Annotated in this window: 18 protein-coding genes and 2 pseudogenes; 7 read left to right on the forward strand and 13 right to left on the reverse strand. The window is 65.8% G+C overall.

Features of this window, described 5'->3' with window-relative positions; all coding sequences use genetic code 11:
- Window positions 1-66: 66 nt before the first annotated feature.
- Entirely contained in the window at window positions 67-801 is a 735-nt protein-coding gene (locus CDA09_RS21505; RefSeq protein WP_083447101.1) for a GntR family transcriptional regulator, read from the reverse strand.
- Between the two features lie 303 nt (window positions 802-1,104).
- Between CDA09_RS21505 and CDA09_RS21510 the strand changes: the two are divergent.
- The 4 genes and pseudogenes from CDA09_RS21510 to CDA09_RS21530 form a co-directional block, all read left to right on the forward strand.
- Window positions 1,105-1,350, forward strand: a pseudogene (locus CDA09_RS21510) (IS66 family transposase); the annotation flags it as partial.
- 121 nt (window positions 1,351-1,471) lie between these two features.
- On the forward strand, window positions 1,472-1,828 hold the full coding sequence (locus tag CDA09_RS21520; protein WP_232299290.1) for a hypothetical protein: 357 nt from the start codon (window positions 1,472-1,474) through the stop codon (window positions 1,826-1,828).
- 146 nt (window positions 1,829-1,974) lie between these two features.
- The gene (locus CDA09_RS23735) at window positions 1,975-2,382 is read left to right on the forward strand and encodes a tyrosine-type recombinase/integrase (RefSeq protein ID WP_232299460.1); all 408 of its coding nucleotides are present in this window, start codon (window positions 1,975-1,977) and stop codon (window positions 2,380-2,382) included.
- 205 nt (window positions 2,383-2,587) lie between these two features.
- Window positions 2,588-2,825 (forward strand): annotated as a pseudogene (locus CDA09_RS21530) (transposase domain-containing protein); the annotation flags it as partial.
- Window positions 2,826-2,860: 35 nt separating this feature from the next.
- Here the strand turns inward: CDA09_RS21530 and CDA09_RS21535 are convergent.
- Window positions 2,861-3,205 (reverse strand): winged helix-turn-helix transcriptional regulator, encoded by a 345-nt coding sequence (locus CDA09_RS21535; RefSeq protein ID WP_050417872.1) that lies wholly within the window; start codon window positions 3,203-3,205, stop codon window positions 2,861-2,863.
- A 144-nt stretch (window positions 3,206-3,349) separates the two neighbouring features.
- On the opposite strand from CDA09_RS21535, the gene CDA09_RS21540 reads away from it, so the two are divergent.
- Window positions 3,350-4,135, forward strand: a complete 786-nt coding sequence (locus CDA09_RS21540; RefSeq protein WP_164844454.1) for an NAD(P)H-binding protein — start codon at window positions 3,350-3,352, stop codon at window positions 4,133-4,135.
- 372 nt (window positions 4,136-4,507) lie between these two features.
- Here CDA09_RS21540 and CDA09_RS23740 read toward each other — a convergent pair whose 3' ends face one another.
- Entirely contained in the window at window positions 4,508-4,690 is a 183-nt protein-coding gene (locus CDA09_RS23740; RefSeq protein ID WP_050417873.1) for a hypothetical protein, read from the reverse strand.
- 344 nt (window positions 4,691-5,034) lie between these two features.
- Between CDA09_RS23740 and CDA09_RS21550 the strand changes: the two genes are divergently transcribed.
- Together CDA09_RS21550 and CDA09_RS21555 are read left to right on the forward strand one after the other, a co-directional pair.
- A complete protein-coding gene (locus tag CDA09_RS21550) occupies window positions 5,035-5,295 on the forward strand; it encodes a luciferase domain-containing protein (RefSeq protein ID WP_050417874.1) in 261 nt (86 codons plus the stop codon).
- Between the two features lie 10 nt (window positions 5,296-5,305).
- Window positions 5,306-6,397 (forward strand): alkene reductase, encoded by a 1,092-nt coding sequence (locus tag CDA09_RS21555; RefSeq protein ID WP_232299291.1) that lies wholly within the window; start codon window positions 5,306-5,308, stop codon window positions 6,395-6,397.
- Between the two features lie 128 nt (window positions 6,398-6,525).
- On the opposite strand, the gene CDA09_RS21560 is transcribed toward CDA09_RS21555, so the two are convergent.
- From CDA09_RS21560 to CDA09_RS21605, 10 genes are all read right to left on the reverse strand, one after another.
- Window positions 6,526-7,632 (reverse strand): ABC transporter permease, encoded by a 1,107-nt coding sequence (locus tag CDA09_RS21560; protein WP_198149583.1) that lies wholly within the window; start codon window positions 7,630-7,632, stop codon window positions 6,526-6,528.
- 38 nt (window positions 7,633-7,670) lie between these two features.
- On the reverse strand, window positions 7,671-8,825 hold the full coding sequence (locus CDA09_RS21565; protein ID WP_050417877.1) for an ABC transporter permease: 1,155 nt from the start codon (window positions 8,823-8,825) through the stop codon (window positions 7,671-7,673).
- A complete protein-coding gene (locus CDA09_RS21570) occupies window positions 8,822-10,783 on the reverse strand; it encodes an ATP-binding cassette domain-containing protein (RefSeq protein WP_050417878.1) in 1,962 nt (653 codons plus the stop codon). The genes CDA09_RS21565 and CDA09_RS21570 overlap by 4 nt, the downstream gene beginning before the upstream one ends.
- Window positions 10,762-11,871 (reverse strand): HlyD family secretion protein, encoded by a 1,110-nt coding sequence (locus CDA09_RS21575; RefSeq protein ID WP_050417879.1) that lies wholly within the window; start codon window positions 11,869-11,871, stop codon window positions 10,762-10,764. Before CDA09_RS21575 ends, CDA09_RS21570 begins: the two co-directional genes overlap by 22 nt.
- A gap of 13 nt (window positions 11,872-11,884) precedes the next feature.
- Complete coding sequence (locus CDA09_RS21580; protein ID WP_050417880.1) at window positions 11,885-13,189, reverse strand: TolC family protein; 1,305 nt, start codon at window positions 13,187-13,189, stop codon at window positions 11,885-11,887.
- A complete protein-coding gene (locus CDA09_RS21585) occupies window positions 13,186-16,467 on the reverse strand; it encodes an efflux RND transporter permease subunit (RefSeq protein WP_050417881.1) in 3,282 nt (1,093 codons plus the stop codon). Before CDA09_RS21585 ends, CDA09_RS21580 begins: the two co-directional genes overlap by 4 nt.
- Entirely contained in the window at window positions 16,467-17,546 is a 1,080-nt protein-coding gene (locus CDA09_RS21590; protein ID WP_121430502.1) for an efflux RND transporter periplasmic adaptor subunit, read from the reverse strand. The genes CDA09_RS21585 and CDA09_RS21590 overlap by 1 nt, the downstream gene beginning before the upstream one ends.
- 266 nt (window positions 17,547-17,812) lie before the next feature.
- Window positions 17,813-20,341 (reverse strand): MGDG synthase family glycosyltransferase, encoded by a 2,529-nt coding sequence (locus CDA09_RS21595; protein WP_232299292.1) that lies wholly within the window; start codon window positions 20,339-20,341, stop codon window positions 17,813-17,815.
- Between the two features lie 2 nt (window positions 20,342-20,343).
- Entirely contained in the window at window positions 20,344-21,123 is a 780-nt protein-coding gene (locus CDA09_RS21600; protein WP_050417883.1) for a polyprenyl synthetase family protein, read from the reverse strand.
- Entirely contained in the window at window positions 21,116-22,063 is a 948-nt protein-coding gene (locus CDA09_RS21605) for a patatin-like phospholipase family protein (RefSeq protein WP_050417884.1), read from the reverse strand. Before CDA09_RS21605 ends, CDA09_RS21600 begins: the two co-directional genes overlap by 8 nt.

The following is a 22,063-nucleotide window of genomic DNA, read 5'->3' on the forward strand; positions in this document are numbered from 1 at the left end:
TCCTCAATTGCCCTTGGTGAAGAGCTGTTAAACGCACCTATAAATTTAGCTTGCGGCGTAGGTGCTTCACCGCAGCAATGCAAACTGCCGAACTACACTGACCGACGACTCAATGTGCTGACGCAGCAGCAGGGAACATTGTTCGGCGTCACGCGCAAGCGCACTTTGAAAAATGAGCTCGTGCTCCGCGTGGACATTTCTCTCGGGCAAAGTGTGGGGCGACGTAAGGCGCCGGTAGCGCTCGAGGTGAATATTCAGAACAGCCAAGAATCTGAAGGTCCAATCGGACGAACAGGCGCTAATAAGTGAACGGTGGAAATTGCGATTCGCTATCTCCCATTGGTCAAACTCGTCATCAGGGTTACGCATTACGTGCTCATCGGACCGAGCGAGTTCGCTATATGCGGCAACCAAATTGCTTTCCCATTCAGAGCCACCACACTTCACACTTTCGCGAACAGATTCACACTCAAGCGCTATGCGGGTTCGAGTGAGCCCCTCCAAGTCTTGCAACGACATTGGCGCCACGAAAAAGCCTCGCTGGGTCTTGGCATGCACCAAGCCATCAGAAACCAGGAGGCTCAGGGCTTCACGCACTGTCCCGCCACTTACATCGAAACGCCTCTGAAGGTCATCAATCAGCAGTCTCGATCCTGCCGACAAGACTCCTTGCACAATTTCGCATCGAAGCCTGTGCATAACTGACTCAATCAGACTGCGCGGCTTTCCTTTAGGCGACGCAACGCCGGCCGCAAAAAGGTCAATGCCAATTGCTTCTTTACCCAACGCTGGCTGATTCATCGCTCTTCTCACCTATCTTTTCTGAAATTGACCTTCGAAAGCGCCTAGAGACAGCACATCGCACTTGTGGCGGCGCTGCTGCTCGACTGGCGACGTACTTGTCACGAGTGTCGATTAACGATAATCGATTTTTTGGAGGTTCGCACGCTGCAGCGCAGCATTGCAAGAGCACCACTAAGTGCTCTGGTACGAACGACTGGCCCAAGCGATGATCTTTTGGGAAGACGAACCCTGCTCAGGGGCGTACATCTGGAAGCACGCTCAGCTCAACACTGACGCGCCGGCCCCGCCTTTCAAGCGCGTCGAACTGCAAGGCCTAGAATCGGGCAACAAGGCATCGGGTTGCTCGAGCCGATCTACACCACGCAGTTCGACTCGATTCGCGCCTCGTGCGTCAAGGCGATGGACGAGACGCCGATCAAGGCCCGGCGTGCGGGGCCGGGGAAGTTGAAAGCGGCGTACTTCTGGCCGGTCTACGGCGAACTCGACGAAATCTGTTTCCCGTTCTTCGAGAGTCGAAGGATCGAGCACGTCGAACAGGCGCTCGGCCTTCCGTCAAAGAGATCGCCGATCTTCTGCGCCACCAAAGCCTCGACACGGCCAACACCTACGCCCGCGTCGATCTGGAAGGGTTGTGGACCGTGGCCCTGCTGTGGCCCGGGAGTCTGCCATGAACGCCCTGGTTTCATGGATGACTCGGGTCGAGACGTATCTGGCGTATCGGCGTCGTCACGGATTCAAGCTCAGCATCGATGCCACGCAGCTTCAATCGTTTGCCCGCTTTGCTGACGAAGCCGGCACGGCAGATCACCTGACGGTGGCGCTGGCCATCGCATGGGCCCGCTCGTCGCGGCGGCGGAATCCGCTCATGTGGGCGAGTCGTAACGAGGTTCTGCGTGGCTTCGCACGTTTCTGCCTGCGCGACGATCCGGCGACGGAGATGCCGCCGCAGGGGCTCTTCGGCCCGGCGCACCGGCGCCTCGTCCCGCACATCTACACGCACAGCAGGTCCTGGCGATACCCATGAAACGCTTCGAGCGGCCCCTGCTCGAGTATCTCTCCCGCGATGAGGTTCAAGCCGTTCTCGCCGCCCCCGACACGAGCACCTGATGTGGTCACCGTGATCGGGTCATGTTCGCGTTGCTCTACAACACCGGCGCGCGAGTTTCCGAAATGATCGGCATCCGGGTGGCCGATGTCACGCTCGCCACGACGTCCTCGGTGCGCTTGCAGGGCAAGGGGCGCAAGCAACGAACCGTGCCGCTGTGGAAGGAGACGGCGGCCGAAATCGGTCACTGGTTGAAGTATGCAGACTTGCGTGCAGACCAGCCCCTGGTCCCCAACCGCAGCGGGCGACCGATGACTCGCACGAATGTGGCCGACCGACTTGCCCTCGCGATCACGGCCGCGACGACGCAGTGTCCGCGGCTGGCGGGGCGCAGAATATCGCCCCATTCCTGGAGGCACACGACGGCCATGCATCTGTGCAGGCCGGTGTCGACATCACGGTCATCGCCTTGTGGCTGGGTCACGAGAGCCCGGTCACGACCCATGGCTATGTCGAGGCTGATCTGGCAATGAAGGAACGTGCCCTCGCGACCCTCGCGCCCCCGGAGACCAAACGCAAACGCTATCGCCCAAGCGACGCCGTCCTCAAATTCCTCGAAAGCCTCTGAATTATGCAAACCTGTGCATGCGGACCACCGTACAGGAGAACGCTCGCGACGGCGTAGCTTGCCTAATAGTTGACCGAGGATAACGGCGCTTATCGAAATATTTCGATAAGCGCCGGAACTGGCTGTTCTGCTGGACCGAACTCGGCGCCAGGCAGGTCGGCATCATGCAGATGCCTGATCGTCACTTGCCGCCTGCACGAAATCGATTCGTATGACTATCTGGTCGATGTCCTGCAGCGAGTTGGTCAGCATCCGGCCAGTCAGGTCCACGAACTGACGCCACGCATGTGGAAGCAACTCTTCGCTAGCAATCCTCTCCGATCGCCTTTGCAAAATCCACAGGCGTAGGCAAGTACGCCGGGCAGTTACCGGTTACGCTTGGCCTACCTGACTGACGCTTGCGTCGGCACTTGCGCCTGAAATCTGGCACGTGCGACGGCGATCGCCGGCTGGTGGTGCTCCGCCCAAGCGATGAGTGCGGTGAGCGGGGGCATGAGCGAGGTGCCGAGCGCCGTGAGTCCGTAACGCACCGCTGGCGGCGTGGTGGAGGTCACCTCGCGCCAGACGAGCCCGTCGCGTTCGAGATGACGCAAGGTTTCGGCGAGCATTCGACGGGAGATGTCGGGTACGGCGCGGAGGAGTTCATTGAAGCGCATGGAGTTGTTGGCAAGGGTGATCAAAATCAAGACCGACCACTTGTCCCCCAGCCGATCAAGCACATCACGCACCGGGCAACTTTCGCCGTGGGTGGGCAAAGGCAGTGGAGTGGTTCCCTTATGATTACCTTGCGACATACGCGTGCCTTCTTGTGCAGTTTGACGACAGTTCCTAGAATGCACCAAGTTCTTTATTGTAACCTGAAAGGTAATGCTATGCCCCATTTTCGCGACGCACGGATTTTCATCACCGGCGCTTCGGGCAAGTTTGCCACTCAGGTGCTGCGGGCGCTCAACGCCCAAGGCGCCCGGTACGTGACCGCAGGGAGCCGGTTCCCGGTGCGGATCAGCGGGCTCGCCGAGTCAAAAATCAGGGTGGATTTCGACGACCCAGTCAGCCTGGACGAAGCCTTCGAGGGTATCGATCGATTGCTGATCGTTGCCACCGATGCTTTGGGTGAACCTGGCAAGCTCGCCCGCCAGCAGAAGGCGGCGATCGAGGCGGCCGCCAAGGCTGGCGTCGGGCATATCCTCTACACCTCGATGACCAACCCTGGACCTGAAAGTCTGATCCCCTTCGCGCCGGACCATCGCAGCAGTGAGGAGGCGGTCATCGCCACCGGCATCCCTTACACCATTCTGCGTAACAACTGGTATTTCGACAACCTGCTGTTCACGATGCCCTCGGTGCTTGCGTCGGGGCGCTGGTACACCGCGGCCGGCGATGGGACAGTGGGCTATGTGACGCGCCTCGACTGCGCGGCAGCGGCCACAGGCGCCCTGCTCACAGAGGACCAGTCATCGATCCAGGACATCACCGGCCCTGTGGCCTTGACCGTTGACGCGCTGGCAATCGCGACCAGCAAGCAACTGGGCAAGCCCATCGAGGTGGTCCAGGTCTCCGACGACGCGCTCGCGGCCGGGATGCGCGACGCAGGGGTCCCCACCCATTCGTTGAGCTCATGGTCGCCTTTGATGCCAACGTGCGCGCAGGGCACATGAACGTGGTCACCGATGCGGTGACATACTTCGCTGGCCGTGAACCGCAAAGCCTGGGCGACTGGCTGGCGGTGAACCGCACGGCCCTGACAAGCTGAGCCCATGCGCCGCCAGCCCACGCGCTACCTCCCTCACTGCGGCGGGCCCCGTTTTTTCATGGGCTGGATCCACCCGACACTTACGAACTCACCTGGCCGGCGCCGGGTGCGCCATGGCTGGCCGAGCGAGCGGGCTGCTCGAGGCCGCAGCCATCGCCACCGCCTTCGACGGACAGGGCTTCGACCACGGGGTGTTCGTGCCACTGAAGATCGCCCCTCCCAAAGCAAGATTTCCATGCGCGCAGACGTCGCTCAAAGCCGGCCTCGGCCTCGACGTTCACTTGACCGCAGGCGCGGCGCTCGCCCCGTTGCGCGAGGAAGGGGTGCTGATCATCGGCTCGGACAACAGCTTCCACAACATGCAGGAGATGATAGCGGGTATGCACGGGCGCAGCCGGGTGCGAGCCGTGAATTCGATGCCTGGCTGGAGGCGGTCGCCGCCGACACGCGTGAGGAACATCTGTTACCCCTGCATGTGGTGGCTGGCGCCGCCGCTGGCGAGCCACGCCGCAAGATGCTGGAAGATCACGTCATGGGCACCGTGGAGAGTGCCTTTGAATATGGAGGTATGGAGGCAGGCCATGAGCTTCGAATTTCCGCCACGCCCGGGCGAACGTCCGCGGACCACGCCTTGTGCACCGCACACCCAGATCAGCCAGAACAGCGCTCCGGAGGTGCACCGGACCTTCAAGGTACACGCATCGAGTTGCCTTCGTGCGCAGCGAGCCATCGAGAATCTCGGTCCCCGGGGCCGAGGCTCTGGTGCTATCCCATGAGCGCGCATGTGGTCCGCCCCAAGCCTTCATGGTCGGTCGCGAGTTCGCCCATGTGCATCCGGCTGATGACGGTTCGATGCACCTGATTCTGCCCCTGGAGCTGGTCAGCAAAGGCTGGGGCGAGCCACATCCCATGGCCGAGGCGGGCTACATCCCGGCCAATGCCGTGATGGCCTACGCGCCCCGGGACATCGCCGAGATCGACATCCTGCTGGGCATCCTGCGCACCTCCTGGGACTTTGCCTGCGGCCATATAAATCTACCTTCAACCATCGTCATCCATGAATGAGGAGAAAGCAGTGACTCAAAACAACCGTGATTTGTACTCACCGGCCACCGTCGCCGGCCACCGGCTACAGAACCGCATCGTCATGGCGCCGATGACGCGCAACCGCGCCATCGAGAATCTGCCCAACGCGCTGATGGCCGAGTATTATGCGCAGCGCGCCTTGGCCGGGCTGATCATCACCGAAGGCACCAGCCCCTCGCCCGAAGGCCTGGGTTATCCGCGCATTCCAGGGCTGTTCTCAGAGGCCCAGGTGGCCGGCTGGAAGGGCGTCACCGGCGCGGTTCACAGCCGCGGCGCCAAGATCTTCGTCCAGTTCATGCACACCGGACGTATTGGCCATCCGCACAATCTGCCGCAGGGCGCGCAGGTACTGGCTCCCTCGGCCATCGCCGCCGCCGGCGAGATCTACACCGACCGCGCCGGCATGCAGCCGCACCCGGCGCCCCGGGCGATGAGCCTCGACGACATCGCCCGCACCCGGCAGGATTTCGTCAAGGCGGCCCAAAACGCCATTGCTGCCGGTTTCGACGGGGTCGAGCTGCACGGCGCCAACGGCTACCTGCTGGAGCAGTTCATCCGCCCCACCAGCAACCAGCGCAGCGACGACTACGGCGGCCCGATCGAAAACCGCGCCCGTTTCGTGCTGGAAGTGGCCAGGGCCACGGCAGAGGCCATCGGCGCCTCCAGGGTGGGCATTCGCCTCTCGCCCTACGGCGTGTTCAACGACATGCCGCCTTACGCGGAAATGGAGGCCGACTACACCTACCTGGCCGAGCAATTGGGCAAGCTGGGGCTGGCGTATCTACACATCGTGGATCATTCCGCCATGGGCGCGCCTGCAGTGCCGGAGCAGATCAAGCAGGCCATGCGCGCGGCCTTCGGCGGCCCCGTCATCCTGGTCGGCGCTTATGACGCGCAGCGCGCCCAGGACGATCTGAACGCCGGCCGCGCGGATCTGATCGCGGTCGGGCGTGATTTTCTCGCCAACCCGGACCTGCCCGACCGGTGGCAACAGGGGTTGGCGCTCAACGCGCCGGACTTCGACACTTTCTACACTCCCGGCGAGAAAGGCTACACGGACTACCCTACCCGCGCCGCTTAGCCGGCCACCTCGCACGCCGCGGTGATCGACAGGGACGATCGGTCATCGCATGGCGGCGCGGCAGAAGCTGATCTACATCACGTGGCCCGATGAACAGAGGGTGCTCGTCACCCGGTTCACGTCATGGCCTAGCCAAACTGCCGCCTGAACCTGCGCACGCCAATACCGAAGATCCCCACCCCCAGCAGCGTCAATCCCAGCAGCGAATCCCACAGCACGTCGAGCCCCGCGCCCTTGAGCAGGATGCCGTAGCCCATCTCGATGAAGTAATAAAGCGGCGAGAGGTACATTGTCTCGCGCAGTCCGGCGGGCATGGCCTCGGGCGGGGTCCAGGCGCCGGACAGGAAGACCATGGGCATGAGGATGAAAATGGCCAGCATCGCCGCCTGGGCCAGGTTGCGGCTCAGGGTGGCGATGTAGAGACCGAGCCCGGAGGTGGCGACGGTGTAGAGGGTGGTCACGGCGAAAAACAGCGGCAGGCTGCCCTTGATGGGCACGCCGAAGACCGGCACCAGGACCAGGAACAGGGAGATTGCGGTGCCCGCGAGGATCACCAGGGTCATGGAGATCACCTTGGGCAGCAGGATCAGCGCCGGGGTCAGCGGCGAAACCAGCAGTTGCTCGATGGTGCCGCGCTCCTTCTCGCGCACCGCGGCGGCGGCCGGCAGCATGATGGCCATGACGGTGATGACGGTCAGCAGCTCCGAGATGGGGATGAACCAGGCATCGTTCTGGTTCGGGTTGTACCAGACGCGGTGCTGGTCCTGGATCATGGGGACAGTGTCGAGGCTCGCCTCGCTCGCCCCCATGCGCGCCAGCGCCGCCTCGAAGCCGTAGCGACCGATGATCTGGCCACTGTAGCTGGCGGCCAGCGTCCCCAGCACGGTGTTGCTGGTGTCCACCAGAACCTGCACGTCCGTGGGCCGGCCGCTCTGCAGGTCACGCTGAAAGTAGGGAGGGATGTCCAGCACCGCCAGCGCCTGCCCCTGGTCCAGCAGCGCCTGCCCTTCGCGGCTGTCCTGGATCTCGCCGCCCAGCTGGAAATAAGGCGGACGGAAGCGGTAGATCAGCTCGCGGGAGGCGGCGCTGTGATCGGCATCGTGCACCACCACCGTGGCATGGTTGAGCTCCAGGCGCACATTGCGGGTCATGTAGATGTCGGCGGTGAACAGGAAGACGATGGCGAACATCAGAAAGCCGTCGCGAAAGAGCTGCAGCAGCTCCTTGACTGTCATCGCTGCCAGCCGCGACCACCAGAGTGTCAACCTTGAGTTCATGTGCGCGGTCTTTTGTGAAAGAGCGCGAAGCTGATCAGCCACAGCACGGCCGCGTAAATGGCCAGCGCCAATGCCTTGCCCCAGAGCTGTTCCAGGCCCACCCCCTTGAGGAAGCTGCCCAAGGCGATGTCGGTGAAATACATGGCGGGAAACAGGTGCGCCTCGAATTGCCCCTGCGGGTCCATGGAGGCGATGGGCACCAGCAGGCCCGAGTACAGCACGGAGGGGATGATGGTCATGACTACGGTCAGCATCATCGCCGCCACCTGGGTGCGCACGATGAGCGAGGCGAGCAGGCCGATGCCCGTGGTGCAGGTGACATAGATCACCGAGGAGAGGAAGAAGAACAGCGGATCGCCCTTGAACGGCACGCCGAACAGACCGGTGGCGAGCGCCCACAGAATGAGGCTGTTGACGATGGAGATACCCACGTAGGGCAGGAGCTTGCCGGCCAGGAATTCGCCGCGGGTGACGGTGGAGGCATAGATGTTGTAGATGGAGCCGCTCTCCTTCTCGCGCACCACCCCCAGCGCGGTGAGGAATGGAGGCGCCACCATCAGCACCAGCATGACCAGCGCCGTGGCGATCGACCAGGTGCTCTTGAGCTCCTGGTTGTAGAGATAGCGCAGCTGCACCCGCACCGGCTGGGCGAGCGCCGCCGCCCGTTCCGGCGCGACGCCGAAGCGGCGGCTGATATAGGCGGCCAGCAGTTCGCCGTTGAAGGCCGCGTTGATGGCGATGACGTAGGCCTTGCTGGTCGAGGCGCGAAACGGGAAGGTGCCGTCGATCAGGCTCTGCACCGCCGCGGGCCGCCCCGCCATGAGGTTCTCCTCGAATTTTGGCGGAACCACGATGGCGAAGCGGATGCGGCTGTCGGCGAGCAGGGGGTCGAGCTCGCGTTCGCTCTTCACATGGCCCCGGTAGTCGAAGTAGCGCGAGTCGATGAAGCGGTGGGTGTAGTCGCGCGAGAGGGCGCTGCGGTCATGGTCCACCACCGCGAACGGGATATGCTCCACGTCGAGCGACAGGCCGTAGCCGAAGACCAGCATCAGCGCAGCGGGCACCACGAAGGCCAGCGCGAGAAACAGGCGGTCGCGCACGATCTCGCGCCACTCCTTGTGGGCCAGCGCCGCGATGCGTGCGAGGTTCATAGCCGCTGCTCCCCCTGTTCCAAGGCCGTGATCCGGTAGACGAACACATCCTCCAGCGAGGGCGGGCGCGGTGTCACGCCGGCGAGCCCGATGCCGCGGCCGGCGAGGATGGTCTGAATCTCGCGCGTCGCGGTGTGCGCATCGCGGGCAAACAGATGGATGTGCCGGCCGAACAGCGCCACCCCCGCGAAGCCCGCCTGCTCCAGCAGCGCCATGGCGGCCAGCGGCCGGTCGGTGGCGACCTCCAGCAGCTCGCCGGCCTCCTCGCGCAGGGCCTGCTTCAATGCCGCGGGCGGGTCGTCGGCGACGATCCGTCCGGCGTGCATCAGGGCCAGGCGGTCGCAATGCTCGGCCTCGCTCATGTAGTGGGTGGTGATGAGGATGGCGACCTGCTCCACGCGGGCGAGATGGACGAGGATGTCCCAGAAGCGGCGCCGGCCGATCGGGTCCACGCCGGAGGTGGGTTCGTCCAGGAACAGGATGCGCGGCCGATGCACCAGGGCGCAGGCGAGCGCCAGGCGCTGGCGGATGCCCAGCGGCAGGCGGCCCGCCAGCTGCCGCTCGCGGCCCGTAAGCCCGGTCAGCTCCGCCACCTGTTCGATGCGCTCGCCAGCCGCGTGCCGCGCTACGCCGTAGATGCGGGCATAGAGGCGCAGGTTCTCCAGCACGCTCAGGTCCTGATACAGGGAAAACGCCTGGGAGGTGTAGCCGATGCGCGCCTTGATCGCCTGCGCGGCAAAGTGCATGTCGGCCCCGGCCACCCGCCCCTCGCCATCGCTGGGCGGCAGAATGCCGGTGAGCATCTTGATCAGCGTGGTCTTGCCGGCACCGTTGGCGCCCACCAGACCGAAGATATCGCCCTGATGGACGGTGAAGCTCGCGCGATCCACGGCACGGAAGCCGTCGAAATCCCGCGTCAGATCCTTGGCGAGGATGGCGACATCGTCGCCAGGCGGATCGCCGTCGCCGGCCCGAGGTTTGGCAACGGCCCTCTCCTCGACCAGCCGCTGCCGGCGCAGGAGGGCGACGAAGGCGTCCTCGAGATCGGGCGTGGTGGCGTGCAGGTCCCGCAGAGACAGTCCCTTGAGGAGCCCGGCTACCGTGCCGACGGCGGCTTCGGGCTCCGCGTCGTCCACGAACACCCGCAGCCGCGGCCCCACCGACTCCGCCTGCGCAAGGCTGGCCTGGATGCGGTCCAGCGCCTCCACCTGCGGCTCGGCCTCGAGTTCCACCACGCTGCCCGGCGTCCGGGCCCGGATCGCATCGGGTTCGCCGCTCGCAAGCACGCGCCCGCCGTGCATCAGGGACAGGCGGTGGAAGCGCTCGGCCTCGTCCATGTAGGCGGTGGAGATCAGGGCGGTGATGCCATTCTCGCGCAACAGCTCGGCGAGGATGGCCCAGAAATCCCGGCGCGAGACCGGATCGACACCGGTGGTGGGCTCGTCCAGGACGATGAGCTCCGGCTCGTGGATCAGGGTGCAGACGAGGCCGAGCTTCTGCTTCATGCCGCCGGAGAGGTGTTTCATCGGCCGGCCGGTGAAGCGGTCGAGCCGCGTCATGGCCAGGAGCTTCGCCTTGCGCGCGGCAATCTCTGCGGCCGGCACGCCGCGCAGGCGGGCGAAAAAGTCGATGTTTTCTTCCACCGACAGCTCGGGATAGAGGTTGAGGCCCAGGCCCTGGGGCATGAAGCCGAGCCGGCCCTTCACCCGCTCGGCCGCCGCCTCCGAATCGATGCGGATGCCGAACATTTCGATCGAGCCCTCCTCGAAGGCGAGCACCCCGGCGACGGCCTTCATGAGGCTGGACTTGCCGGCGCCGTCCGGCCCGATGAGGCCGTAGATTTCACCGCGCCGCACCTCGAGATCGACCCCGGCGACCGCCGCCTGCCGGCGATAGCGCTTGCCGAAACCCTGCACCCGGACGGCCGGCGCGGGCGTTAGCGGCGCGGCTTCGCCCATGGGGTGTCCTCGCGCCAACGGATGATGGCATCGGCCGGCAGCCCCGGCGTGAGGCGGTGCTCCGGGTTTACATCCAGATACAGCTTGACCGCATAGACCAGCTTGACCCGCTCGTCCGGTGTTTGCACCTCCTTCGGCGTGAACTCCGCCCGCGCGGCGATGTAGCGCACCGTGGCGGGGAACGGCCGGTCGGGGAAGGCGTCGGTGTACACCCGCGCCGGCAGCCCCAGGCGCACCTTGCCGATGTCCTTCTCCGGCACATAGGCCTTGAGATAGAGGCGGTCGAGATCGACGATGTCGAAAAGCGGCGCACCCGCGCCGACCACCTCGCCCGCATTCACCAGACGCTGGGTGATGATGCCGTCGGCAGGCGCGACAATGGCGAGATCGGCGAGCACGCTCTCGGCCTCTTTCAGCGCGGCCCGCGCCTGATCGAGCTGGGCGGCCAGGGCCTTGACTTCATCCTCCCTGGCGCGCAGCCGTTCATCGCCCAGACGCGCCTGGGCAAGCTGCCTTTCCGCCACGCGCACGGCCTCTTCGGCCGAGCGCGCCTGGTTGGCCGCAACCTCGGCGGCCAGCGCCATCTGCTCGTAACGGTGCCGATCCACCGTTCCCGCCTCGGCCAGCCTGCGGAAGCGCTCGGCATCCCGCGCCGCCTGCTCCGCGCTGGAGTGGGCCGAGGCGAGCTGCGCGCGGGCATGGGCGAGGTTGGCCTCGGCGGTTTGGATCGCCAGGGGCAGGTCCTTGCGCGCGACTGCGAGCGCCGTCTGCGCAGCCCGCCATTGCGCCTCCATGGCGCTTGCCGCCTGGCGGGCCTGATCGAGTCTGGCGCGGACCTGGGCATCGTCCAGGCGGGCGAGCACCTTGCCCTTCTGCGTGCTATCCCCTTCGCGGGCAGGGAGATCAGCCACCTTACCCGGCATCTTGCCGGCGACGGCATAGTGATCGCCCTCGATACGGCCGTTGGCTTGGATCAGTCCATCAGGCAGCGGCGGCGTGCGCAGCCAGAACCACCAACCCGCGACGGCGAGCAGGGCCAGCACGGTCAATCCGGAAACGAGCCCAACGGACGGGATGTTTTTCTTCACGCTGGCTCCCTCTCTAAAGATCGCCCACGGCACGCTTCAGTCGCAGTCCAGCCAGCGCGGCGTCATAGTGCGCGGCGGCGTGATTGGCCTCGCTGTTGACGCGCAGGGTTTCGGCGTCCAGCACCTCGGTATGGGTGGACAGGCCGTTGGCATAGCGGTCGCGCACCACGCGCAGGTTTTCCTCGGCCTGGTCGATGGCCGAGCGGGTGACCTCGATGCGCTTTCCCGTTTCCTCCACGTCGAGCCAAGTCTGGCGCACCTGCAGGGCGACCACCGAGGCGAGCTCCTCGCGCTGCTCCGTCAACGCTGCCGCCTGGCGCTCGACCGCGCCGGCGCGGTGACCGGCCACACCGCCATCGAACACGTTCCATCGGGCTCCCAGGGTGACCATCCACTGCCCTTCATGCACCTGATAGCGGTTTTGCTGGTAGCCATAGCCGCCGGACAGCGCAATCTGCGGACGATTTTCTCCGCGCACGGCTGCCGCCTGATGGCGTAAGGCCTCGATCTGTCCGGCCAGCGCGGCCAATTCGCTGCGCTGGACGAGCGCCCGCTCGGTCAAGCGCGCCAAGGGTACCCGACCCGCATCGGGGGCCAGTTCATCCAAGCTGACGGCCTGGTCAAGCGGTCGCCCCAGCAGCCGGTTGTAGGCCGCGCGGGCCAGATCCAGGGCATTGGCCGCCTGCAGGGCCTTTTGCCGTGCATCGGCCAGGGCGACCCGCACGGAGAGCAGGTCGCTCCTGGCCACCATGCCCTGCTCGTGCAGGTTTCCCACATCGCGAGCATGGGCCGACAGACTCTCGACATGGCTTTCGGCGACCTTCAGCATCCGGCCGGCGCGCAGCCCGTTGACGTAGGCATCGGCCACGCGCAGCTTGAGGTTCTGCACGTCGGCCGTCTCGCCCAGCCTCGCCGCCTCCAGGCCCGCCGCCGCCGCATCGATGCCGCGCTCGATGCGGCCCCCGGTGTAGAGCGGCAGGGTCGCCATGGCCTTGTAGGCGGCGCTGTCTTGCTGGGCCATCGGCATCTGCAGCGACTGGCCGAGCAGGTCGGCCCTGAACGCCGGCGTCTTGTCGAGGGCGATATAGCCTGCCTCCAGACTCACGCTGGGCAGGCTGCTGGATCGGGCAGCCTCCAGCAGGCTCTCGGCGGCGCCGGTGTTTTCGCGCGCCGCCTTCAGGCCGCGGTCCACGCCCAGGGCGGTGTCCCATGCCTGCGGCAGGGATTCGGCAGCGGCGTTGCCCGCGAGCAGCGCGGCGGCCAGGCCTGCCAGCGGCAGCAGGCCGCGGAGTCTTTTTGGGTGATGAGCGGAATTCATGTTGTTCCTTCTTTTGTGGCCGCTTCTTTGCGCTGTTTGTGGCGCAGCAGCAGATAGAGCAGCAGGGGCACGACGATCAGGGTGAGCACGGTGGAGACCAGCGTGCCGAAGATCAGCGAGATGGCCAGGCCGCCGAACACCGGGTCGGCGAGCATCACGGCGCTGCCCAGGACGATGGCCAGCGCCGTCAGCAGGATGGGACGCAGGCGCACCGCACCGGCTTCGAGGATGGCTTCGCGCAGGTCCATGCCCTGGCGCCGGTAGTCGAGCACGAAGTCGATGATGAGCAGCGAGTTGCGCACCACCACGCCGGCCAGGGCGATGATGCCGATCATGGAGGTGGCGTTGAACGGCTGCCCCATGAGCCAGTGTCCCGGAAAGACACCGGCCAGCCCCAGGGGGATCGCCGCCATAGCGACCAGCGGCAGGCTGAAGGACTGGTAATAGGCCACCAGCACCAGGAAGATGAAGGTGATCGCCAGCCCCAGGGCACCCAGCATGTCGCGGTAGGTATCGAGCGTCATGCGCAGTTCGCCATCCCAGAGCAGGCGGGGGCCGTCCAGGGTGTCGGGCGCCACCGGCTTGAAGCGCAGGTTGCCGGTCACAAGGCGGCTGCCGTCGGCCAGCGCCAGGCCGTCCAGGCGCCGGTCGAGATCGAGCACCGCGTAGACGGGGGCGGTGGATTCGAGCTCGCCGCCCACGAAGGTGACGCGCTCGCCATCCTTGTGCAGGATGGGCCGGTCGGCCCGGGCGGGCGCCACCTGCACCAGTTCCGACAACGGCACCCGCTGGCCCTGCCGATTGGTCAGCGACACCCGTGTCAGCAGTTCGGGGTCGATTTGGTGGCTGCGCGGGATTTGCAAGCGGATGGGCACGGGGTTCTTTTCGCCTTGAACATGGGCGCGCCCCAATGCCTCGCCGTCGATCAAGCGGCGCAGCGCGACGGCCACCTCGGCGACGGTCAGCCCGGAGAGCGCGGCCTTTTCCCGGTCGACGGTCAGGCGGTGTTGGTACACATCCTCGACCTCGGTGTCGGTGACTTCGACCATGTCGTAGGTTTGCCCGAAGGCCGCTTTGACCTGCCCGGAGAGCGCGCGCAGTTGCTGCGGGTCGGTGCCGTAGATTTCGGCCAGCACCGTGGCGCGCACCGGCGGCCCCGGCGGGTCTTCCACCAGCTGCACGGTACTGCCGGGGAAGCGCGCGGCGATGGCCTGCACCGCGGGACGCAGCTCGCGAACGATATCGATTGAGGTCTTGTCGCGCGCCGTTTTGTCCCGGAGGTTGACGCGGACTTCCCCCACATGCGGTCCCTGCTTGCTGCCGGCGCCGCGCAGCAGGCCATTGAAGTCGATCACACCGGCCTGGCCGATCCAGCTCTGGTAATCGCTCACGTCGGGGTTCTGGCGCAACAGGGCACCGATCTCACGGGCGAGGCGATCGGTGGTTTCTACCGGGGTGGTCTCCGGCAGGTCGAAGGTGATGTTGAAGGTATTCTTGTCGTCCTTGGGCATCATCGCCATCTCGACGCCGAACCAGGTCTGCGGCCCGCTCAGACCCGCCGGGCGCACGAACTGCCAGGCGGCCTGGAACAGGGAGAGCACGATCGCCAGGGCGGCCAGCAGAAAGACGCCCCGCCGTCTGGGCGGGCGGTCCACCAAGGGCGCCATGAGCGCGTGGTAGAAGCGGTGCAGGCGGTCCCCGGTGTCGTGGTCTTCCAGGTCGTGCCCCTCGCCCGGTTTGAGCCAGCGGTTGGCCGCCCAGGGCACGACGGCATAGGCCACCAGCAGGGAGGCGGCCATGGCGACGGGGACGTTGAAGGCGACCGGATAGAAATACTGCCCCGTCATGCCGGAGACGATCAGCAGCGAGCCGAACACCAGCATCACCGCCAGCGTCGCCAGGTTGGTGGGGGAGCCGATCTCGTTGACCGCCTGCACCGTGGCCCGCGCCTTGTCCTCCTGGCCGAGGCGGGCGTAGCGGCGGTGGATGTTCTCGATGACGACGATCGCGGCATCGACCAGCAGCCCGAGCGATAGGATCAGCGCGAACAGGGAGACGCGGTTGATGGTCAGGCTCCCGAAATAGGCCGCGCCCAGGGTGAGCGCCAGAATCAGCGGCACCGTCACGCCCACGATCAGCGCCTCCTTCAGCCCCAGGAAGACGGCGGTCACCAGGAACACGGCCAGCACGGCGATGCCCAGGTGCTCGATCAGGCCGTTGACGGCGGCGTCCGCCTTCTGGCCGTCGTTGCGGGTCACCACGAGCTCGACGTCGGCCGGTACGAATTGCACCCGCATCCGCTCGATGCGGGCGAGCACCTCATCAGCAACGACCACGGCATTGGTGCCGGCCTTCTTGGCCACAGCCAGTGTCACCGCCGGCATCTCCGCCTGCTGCACCTTGCCGAAGCGCGCATCGGCCGGACCGAAGGCCATGCGGCTCAGTTTATCCCGCTCTTCGGGGGGGCCGTCGACGACGCGCGCCACCTCGCCCAGGTAGATGGGGCGGCCGGCGTGGTTGCCGACGATCAGGCGCCCGAGCTCCTCCGCCGAGGCGAGGAAGCCGTCCAGGTACACCTGGCGGTTCTCGCCCTGCTGCACCACCGTGCCCAGGGGAGCGGCGACGTTGCCCGCGCTCAGGAAGGCGCGCACCTGGTCCAGCGTCACGCCAAAGGACTGCAGGCGCTGCGGGTCTAGTTCGATGCGCATCTCCCGGTCGCGGCCACCCTGCACGAAAGTGGTGGATACCGCCTCCAGGCTGCGCAGCCCCTCCAGCATGCGGTCGGCCAGCCGCTTCAGCGCATAGTCGTCATAGCGCTCCGAGGCCAGAGTGACCGTGACGATGGGCACGTCGTCTACGTCCACACTGCGGATGAGCGGCTCCATCGCCCCGAGGGGCAGGCGGTCGCGCTGGCCGAGCACGCGGTCGTAGAGCTTGACCAGGGATTTCTCCTTGTTCTCCCCTACCTTGAACTGCACCATCAGCACGCCCAGCGAGTTCATTGCCGTGGCGTAGGTGTGGTCCACCCCCGGGATCTGCTTGACGATACCCTCCAGTGGCCGGATCACTAGTTCCTCCACCTCTTCGGGGGAGGCGCCGGGCAGGGCCACCCGCACCTCGGCGCCGGGCACCACGATCTGCGGGTTTTCCTCGCGCGGGGTGAGCGCCATTGCCAGCAGGCCCAGCAGCGCACAGGCGAGCATGAACAGCACGGTCAGTTTGGAGGAAACGAATATCTCGGCCAGGCGTCCGGCGCTGTTGAGTCTGCGGTCGGTCATCACGGCGCCTCCGCCGGCATGACGCGGTCGCCGTCGCGCAGGGCGGGCTCGACCGCTGCCACCAAGCGCTCGTCGGCTGCCAGACCGGCGCTCACCTCGACCCGGTCGGGCCATTCGCGGCCGGTGCGCAGCCAGCGGAACAGCGCCCGGCCCTCGCCGTCCAGCACGAAAACGCCGGTGAGCCCGCCGCGCTCGGCCAGCGCCCGCCGCGGCACCACCGGCGAGGGGCTTTCCCCGACCGTGAAGACTGCGCGGCCGAACATCCCCGGCATCAGCCCTACCGTCTCTGGCAGCGCGATCTTGACCTGGTAGCTGCGAGTAACAGGATCGCCGGAGGGAACCACCCGGGTCACCGTGCCTTCCAAGGGCGTGGGCAGGCGGTCAAGGCTGACCACCGCCGGCTTGCCCTCGCCCATGGCGGCGACCTGGCCTTCCGCCACGAAGGTCTCGAACAGCAGGCCACGCCCCGACTCCACGGTCAACAACGGCATGCCGGGCACAGCGAGATCGCCGGCCCGTTTCAGGCGGGCCACCACCGTGCCGGCCACGGGGCTGACGATTTCGGCATAGGCGCGCTGGGCCAGCGCCGTGTCGAGACCGGCGCGCGCCTGGTTCAGGACCTCGCGGGCGGCGTCAAACTTCAGGCGCACCTTGCGCATCTCGTTTTCCGAGACGCTGCCGCGTTCGAACAGGCGCTCGAATCGCTCGCGGTCGGTCTGCGCATCCCGGAAGGCGGCCTCGGCTGCGCCTTGGGCCGCGCGCGTTTGGCGGATGCCGCCTTCCACGTCCGCGGCATCGAGGCGGGCAAGCACCTGGCCGCGCCGCACCCGTTCACCCTCCTGCACCCGGATCTCGCGGATATAACCGCTCAGCCGCGAGGCGACCTCGACGCGCTGATCGGACACCACCGAGCCGACCGTAGTGTACTCGACCGGTGCACTGGCGGTCGCCGTCATGACCGGAAGATTCCAGGTCTTGGCGTCGATTTGAGTCGGGGCCTCCGGCGCTTTACCGCATCCGGTCAAGAGAGCGTAGAGCACCAGCGGCGCCATGTGTGTGAGCAGGTTTTTTCTTTTCATGGGGCGGGTTTTTCCGATTGGACTTTAAATGGTGATTAGCAGGACGCGGGCCAGCCATTCTGCGGACGCGGCCTTGTCGGTGCCGCGAGTGTTGCGGCGGCCGGTGCGGAGCGGCCTCGTAGGCAGCGCGCTCCGGCTGGGGCATCCGCATCTGAAACTGTTTGCCGAGCTGATCGGCACCGAATGCCGGTGTGCTGCCGAAAGACAGAAGAGCGCCGGACAGAACGTGCGAGAGCCACATTGAATGGGGGCGTGGTGAAGGCAAGTTACTTCTCTCTTTTGCGGAAATACACCTGGGCAACGCGGCGAGCAAACACCACCTTTTGACGCCACCAAACATGCAGCGATGTCCGCACTCTGTCGGTCCACGAAGCGCCCGGGGGCAACAGCTCCCGTCCCAGCACCGACTCGAACGCCCGTAGCTGCGCCAAGTAGACCTGGACGTGACGCAATTCGAAGCGCTGCGGGTCGATCTGCCCGTAGTCTTCCACGAGCCGGTTGAATAGCGCGCGCAGCCGGTCCGCGCGAAGACGGAGCAGACCGTCTTCGGCATGCTCCGTCGCCAGCCGGGCGAGTTCGAGTCCCCGATTGACGAGCGCGTCAAACCCCTTGATGGCAGGGCGACCCTCCAAGCGCCCGATCCGCTGGAACGGAAGTTCCAAGTACACCGCGAGCACACGCCGCAAGTCGGCGAGGATCGCCTCCTCCAGTGCCAGGGGAGGACGCTCGACAAGCGGGATATCCTCGGTTCCCGATGCCGACCGGCAGGCCCGCAAGTCCTCGACATAAAGCCGGGAATCGCTGAAATACCCAGTGACCTGTCGGGTTGTTGCCTGCTCAAGCTCGTCGCGAGACGCGTCGCTGAGCACGCGCGCCATCGAGCGCAATGGCTGCCACATCGAGAGCGGAAAACGGGAAAAGCGATAAGGCGCCTGAGTTCCAGGCAGCAAACGGTAGGCGATCAATTCCTCCTGCAACGACGGGTCTTCTTCGAACCGTGCTCGGATGCCCTCGAACACGTCCAAAGGCATGCTCGGCAGCCCTATCCGGTTGCCGAGGGAGCGGCGGCCATAGCCACCGGCCGCAAGCATCTGCGCCACGACGTCCGCGCAATTGAAATCGCTCCGGTGCCATTGCAGGCTGCCATCCCGGAACGCGCCTTCCTGGCGGCGCGCCTCGGCCACCATCGCGGCGCGGCTTTCGGGGGGAACGCCCCGGACGCGCAAACCGAGCGTCTCGCGGCCGTAGGCCATGCCATAGGTGTTGGTATGAACTTGCGATGGGGACGGACGAGTGACACCGTACAAATAGTCCGCAAGGCTCACGTGCTGGAGAAAATTTGGATCGACGGAAGGGTCCGCGATGTAGTTCGCGCTATAAACGACGCCCTCGATACGGATGGCAAGGTGTCCGAACGGATTTTCGCGGACGAGCCGCTCCGGCGTCTGCGAGGTCGCGTAGGAAAGCAGCAACTCGACCTCGGCCGGTGACTCGGCGTCGAGTCGTGCGAGCGCTGCGTCGATACCGAGCACCGGCGCGCCATCTTCGACCCCGTAAGTCGGCAATGGATGTACGGGATCCTCCGCGTCGTCCAGTGCGAACCGGGCGATGCTGACGATGTTCGTCCGCTCTCTGTACTGCCGTTGGGCGGTGAGGATTTCTTCCCGTCGGACCGGATCGGAGAGGATTTCCTCGACCAGTCTTCCCGCGTCTTCCGCATTGCCAGCAAAACTGGCCAGCCCTTGGCGCACGAACAGGGCGGCGTTCTCGCGCTCGTGGCCGCTGATGACATCGAGGAGGATAGTCGGCACGCCGATCGTGAACGCTTCCGCCGGCGTCAGTCCTCCCGCCTTGGTGATCAGGACGTCGGCGGCACCCATGTACGCAGTCATGTCGGATCGTGGCACCAGTCCCACGACCTTCAGTGTTAGCCGCGACGGCAGGCTTCCGCGCAGCTCCTCCAGCCTGGCGCGCAGGCGCGCATTCGCGCCACAGGCGGCGATGATCTGCAGGCTGCCGGGAACATGACGCATCACGCCGTCGATGATGCCCGCATAGTCCCCCTGGCCTTCCTTGCCGCCCGCGAGCGTCAGGGTGGGAATGTCCGGCGATAACCCGATACGCGCGCGGATGTCCTGGCGAGCGACTGCGGACACCGCCTCAAACTGCACCGGCATCCCGCTGGTGATTACCTTGTCCGGTGGCACGCCTGCCGCCAGCCAGCGCGATTCCAGTTCCGGGTGCGCCAGAAAGGTGCGATCAATCAGCTTGGAGATACGTGGAAAGTAGCCCTCGAAAAAGTCCGTATGCAGCCATCCGATTCTTCGATTGGCCAGGAACCCCTTTTCGCGCAGCGTTCCCAGCACCTGGGCGGCGCCGTAGTGGGTCGACAGGATGACGTCCGGCGCCTCTTGGGTCAGGTAGGCGTTAACTTTCCCCTCAGGGTAGTCAGTGGGCAGCATCGACAGCGAGGGAATGCGGTTGCCTCCGGTTTGCGTCGCGTCGAACAGGCTCTCGAAGCACTCGGGCAAGTTGCTGGCGACGAACCAGTACAGGCGTTCGTCGACTCTCCGCCAAACCGGGTGCATGAAGGCGCGAATGTCCTGTAGAACCACCTCGGTGCGCCGGGATTGTCGATGTATTTCAGCCCTTATGGCTTGAGCAGCGCTGATGTGCCCGTAGCCGATCGACGAATAGAAAATGACGATCTTCTTCGGTGGCAAGGACGCGTCCATTTTCATTCCCTGCTGGCTTGTCACGCGGGCCGGCTGAGGGTTGGGGCTCATTAAATTCATGATTACTTTTCACTGCCTCCAGCCTCGATGCTGGCAGCGATCCGTTCAGCCAGTTCGAGTGGACGGCCGTTCCCTGTGGCCGTCGCAAGGGTGCGCGCCTCCTGCGTCGCCTGACGGCACAGGTCGCGCGCGGCGCACAGGAGGGCGGTGCGTGCCTCGCAGCGCTCCATGGCATTGGCTTCTTGCAGCAACACGTGGCTCGCCACGAGGGTTTCGCCGTAGCGCCGAGCGACGCCGGCGAGCGGTTCCGGGTAGCCCGCGAGCGCAGCCCCTGTGGCACCGGCCGCCCCGCCCAGCGGCGCCGCCAACCGTTGACGGGTTCGCACCCGCTGCGTCGGGTCATCGACGCCATCTCGCGCCGGGCTCAGATTGGCGGCCTCCAATTCCGCGGCACGGTTGACCGCATTAGAAACCAGGGCGAGGACTTGCAGGTCAGCGCAGCGCACCAGCAGGCGGAAGGCCCCGGTGGTCAAGTAGTCGCCCGCCAGCACGGTGGCGGCGTTGCCGAGATGCGCGGATGGGCCGCTCGCCGCATCGACGTGGGCATGCAATTGCTGCAGGCTGAGATGGATCAGGTCCAGGGCCGTGCCGGCATCGATGCCCGCCTGCCCGGGATGGAAGCTGCTGGTCACCAGCGCCCGGATCGGAATCTGCTGGCCTGACAGCAACAGGCGCAAGGCAAGCTGGACGGGGGCGGCCTCGCAGGTCAGGGCGCCTGTAATGGCGGCGCGGACGCCCGTCATCACAGCCTCGGGGAAGTTCATGGGATGCCTGTCAGTCATCAGTGGGCGCTCCTGCCCAGCGGGCCAATTGCTGCGCCGCGCTGCGGTAGCCGATCTCGATGATTTCCTCGGCGCGGTCGAACTCCATGAAACGCACCGCGCCCAGCGGCGGGCGGATGAGGATGTCCGACTTGTCCTGCCGCAGGCTGGCCTGGGTCATGCGCGCCTGCATGATGTAGATCGAGCTCAGCAGCACGTCGAAGATGCCCGGCAGCGGTTCCGGCTCCTTGTGCAGCCAGGCTTCGAACTGGGCCAAGCCGGGGTTTGTTCGCAGGCTTGCCATCAGGCGCGCCATGGCCTGGGTATGGAATGTTCCCTGTGAGTTCGAATCTTGGCGGGATACCCGGCTCGCCACGATGTCGTGGTTGAGGTCGACGGCGATGACCAGGCCAGCGCCCATGGCACGCACCACGCTCACCGGCACCGGGTTGACCAGACCGCCGTCGACGAGAATGCGGCCATTGCTGCGCACCGGCGTGAAGATGCCGGGCACCGAGATGCTGGCACGCACCGCATCGATCAGGTCGCCCGAGGCGCACGCCACCTCCTCGCCGCTCATGATGCAGGTGGCCACGGCGCGGAAGGGAATCGGCAGGTCCTCGATGTTTGCCGCTGCCACATGGGCGCGCACGAAGTCCGCGATTCTTTGCCCGTCGATCAGGCCCGAGCGGGGGAGAACGGGGTCGAGCAGACCGGCGATCTGGCGCCAATCGAAGGCGCGAAAACGATCGGCCAAGCCCCCGATCTTGCCGGCGGCATATACCGCGCCCACCACCGCGCCTATGCTGGTGCCGGCGACCAGATCGACCTTGATCCCGGCCTCCTCGATGGCGCGCAGCACGCCGATGTGCGCCAGCCCGCGCGCTGAACCGCTGCCCAGCGCCAGGCCGACCTTGCGCGCGGGCGGATTGGGAACGGTTTCGGGTGCGGGTTTCGCCAT

The organism is Azoarcus sp. DN11 (assembly GCF_003628555.1).
Classification (GTDB): Bacteria; Pseudomonadota; Gammaproteobacteria; order Burkholderiales; family Rhodocyclaceae; genus Aromatoleum.

Coding starts and splice junctions, on each gene's coding strand:
- CDA09_RS21520 (WP_232299290.1), top strand. CDS start 1,472: ATGAACGCCCTGGTTTCATGGATGACTCGGGTCGAGACGTATCTGGCG.
- CDA09_RS21580 (WP_050417880.1), bottom strand. CDS start 13,189: ATGAATTCCGCTCATCACCCAAAAAGACTCCGCGGCCTGCTGCCGCTG.
- CDA09_RS21570 (WP_050417878.1), bottom strand. CDS start 10,783: ATGGGCGAAGCCGCGCCGCTAACGCCCGCGCCGGCCGTCCGGGTGCAG.
- CDA09_RS21550 (WP_050417874.1), top strand. CDS start 5,035: ATGGTCGGTCGCGAGTTCGCCCATGTGCATCCGGCTGATGACGGTTCG.
- CDA09_RS21560 (WP_198149583.1), bottom strand. CDS start 7,632: ATGACAGTCAAGGAGCTGCTGCAGCTCTTTCGCGACGGCTTTCTGATG.
- CDA09_RS21585 (WP_050417881.1), bottom strand. CDS start 16,467: ATGACCGACCGCAGACTCAACAGCGCCGGACGCCTGGCCGAGATATTC.
- CDA09_RS21505 (WP_083447101.1), bottom strand. CDS start 801: ATGAATCAGCCAGCGTTGGGTAAAGAAGCAATTGGCATTGACCTTTTT.
- CDA09_RS21565 (WP_050417877.1), bottom strand. CDS start 8,825: ATGAACCTCGCACGCATCGCGGCGCTGGCCCACAAGGAGTGGCGCGAG.
- CDA09_RS21590 (WP_121430502.1), bottom strand. CDS start 17,546: ATGAAAAGAAAAAACCTGCTCACACACATGGCGCCGCTGGTGCTCTAC.
- CDA09_RS23735 (WP_232299460.1), top strand. CDS start 1,975: ATGATCGGCATCCGGGTGGCCGATGTCACGCTCGCCACGACGTCCTCG.
- CDA09_RS21600 (WP_050417883.1), bottom strand. CDS start 21,123: ATGACTGACAGGCATCCCATGAACTTCCCCGAGGCTGTGATGACGGGC.
- CDA09_RS21540 (WP_164844454.1), top strand. CDS start 3,350: ATGCCCCATTTTCGCGACGCACGGATTTTCATCACCGGCGCTTCGGGC.
- CDA09_RS23740 (WP_050417873.1), bottom strand. CDS start 4,690: ATGTTCCTCACGCGTGTCGGCGGCGACCGCCTCCAGCCAGGCATCGAA.
- CDA09_RS21605 (WP_050417884.1), bottom strand. CDS start 22,063: ATGGCGAAACCCGCACCCGAAACCGTTCCCAATCCGCCCGCGCGCAAG.
- CDA09_RS21595 (WP_232299292.1), bottom strand. CDS start 20,341: ATGAATTTAATGAGCCCCAACCCTCAGCCGGCCCGCGTGACAAGCCAG.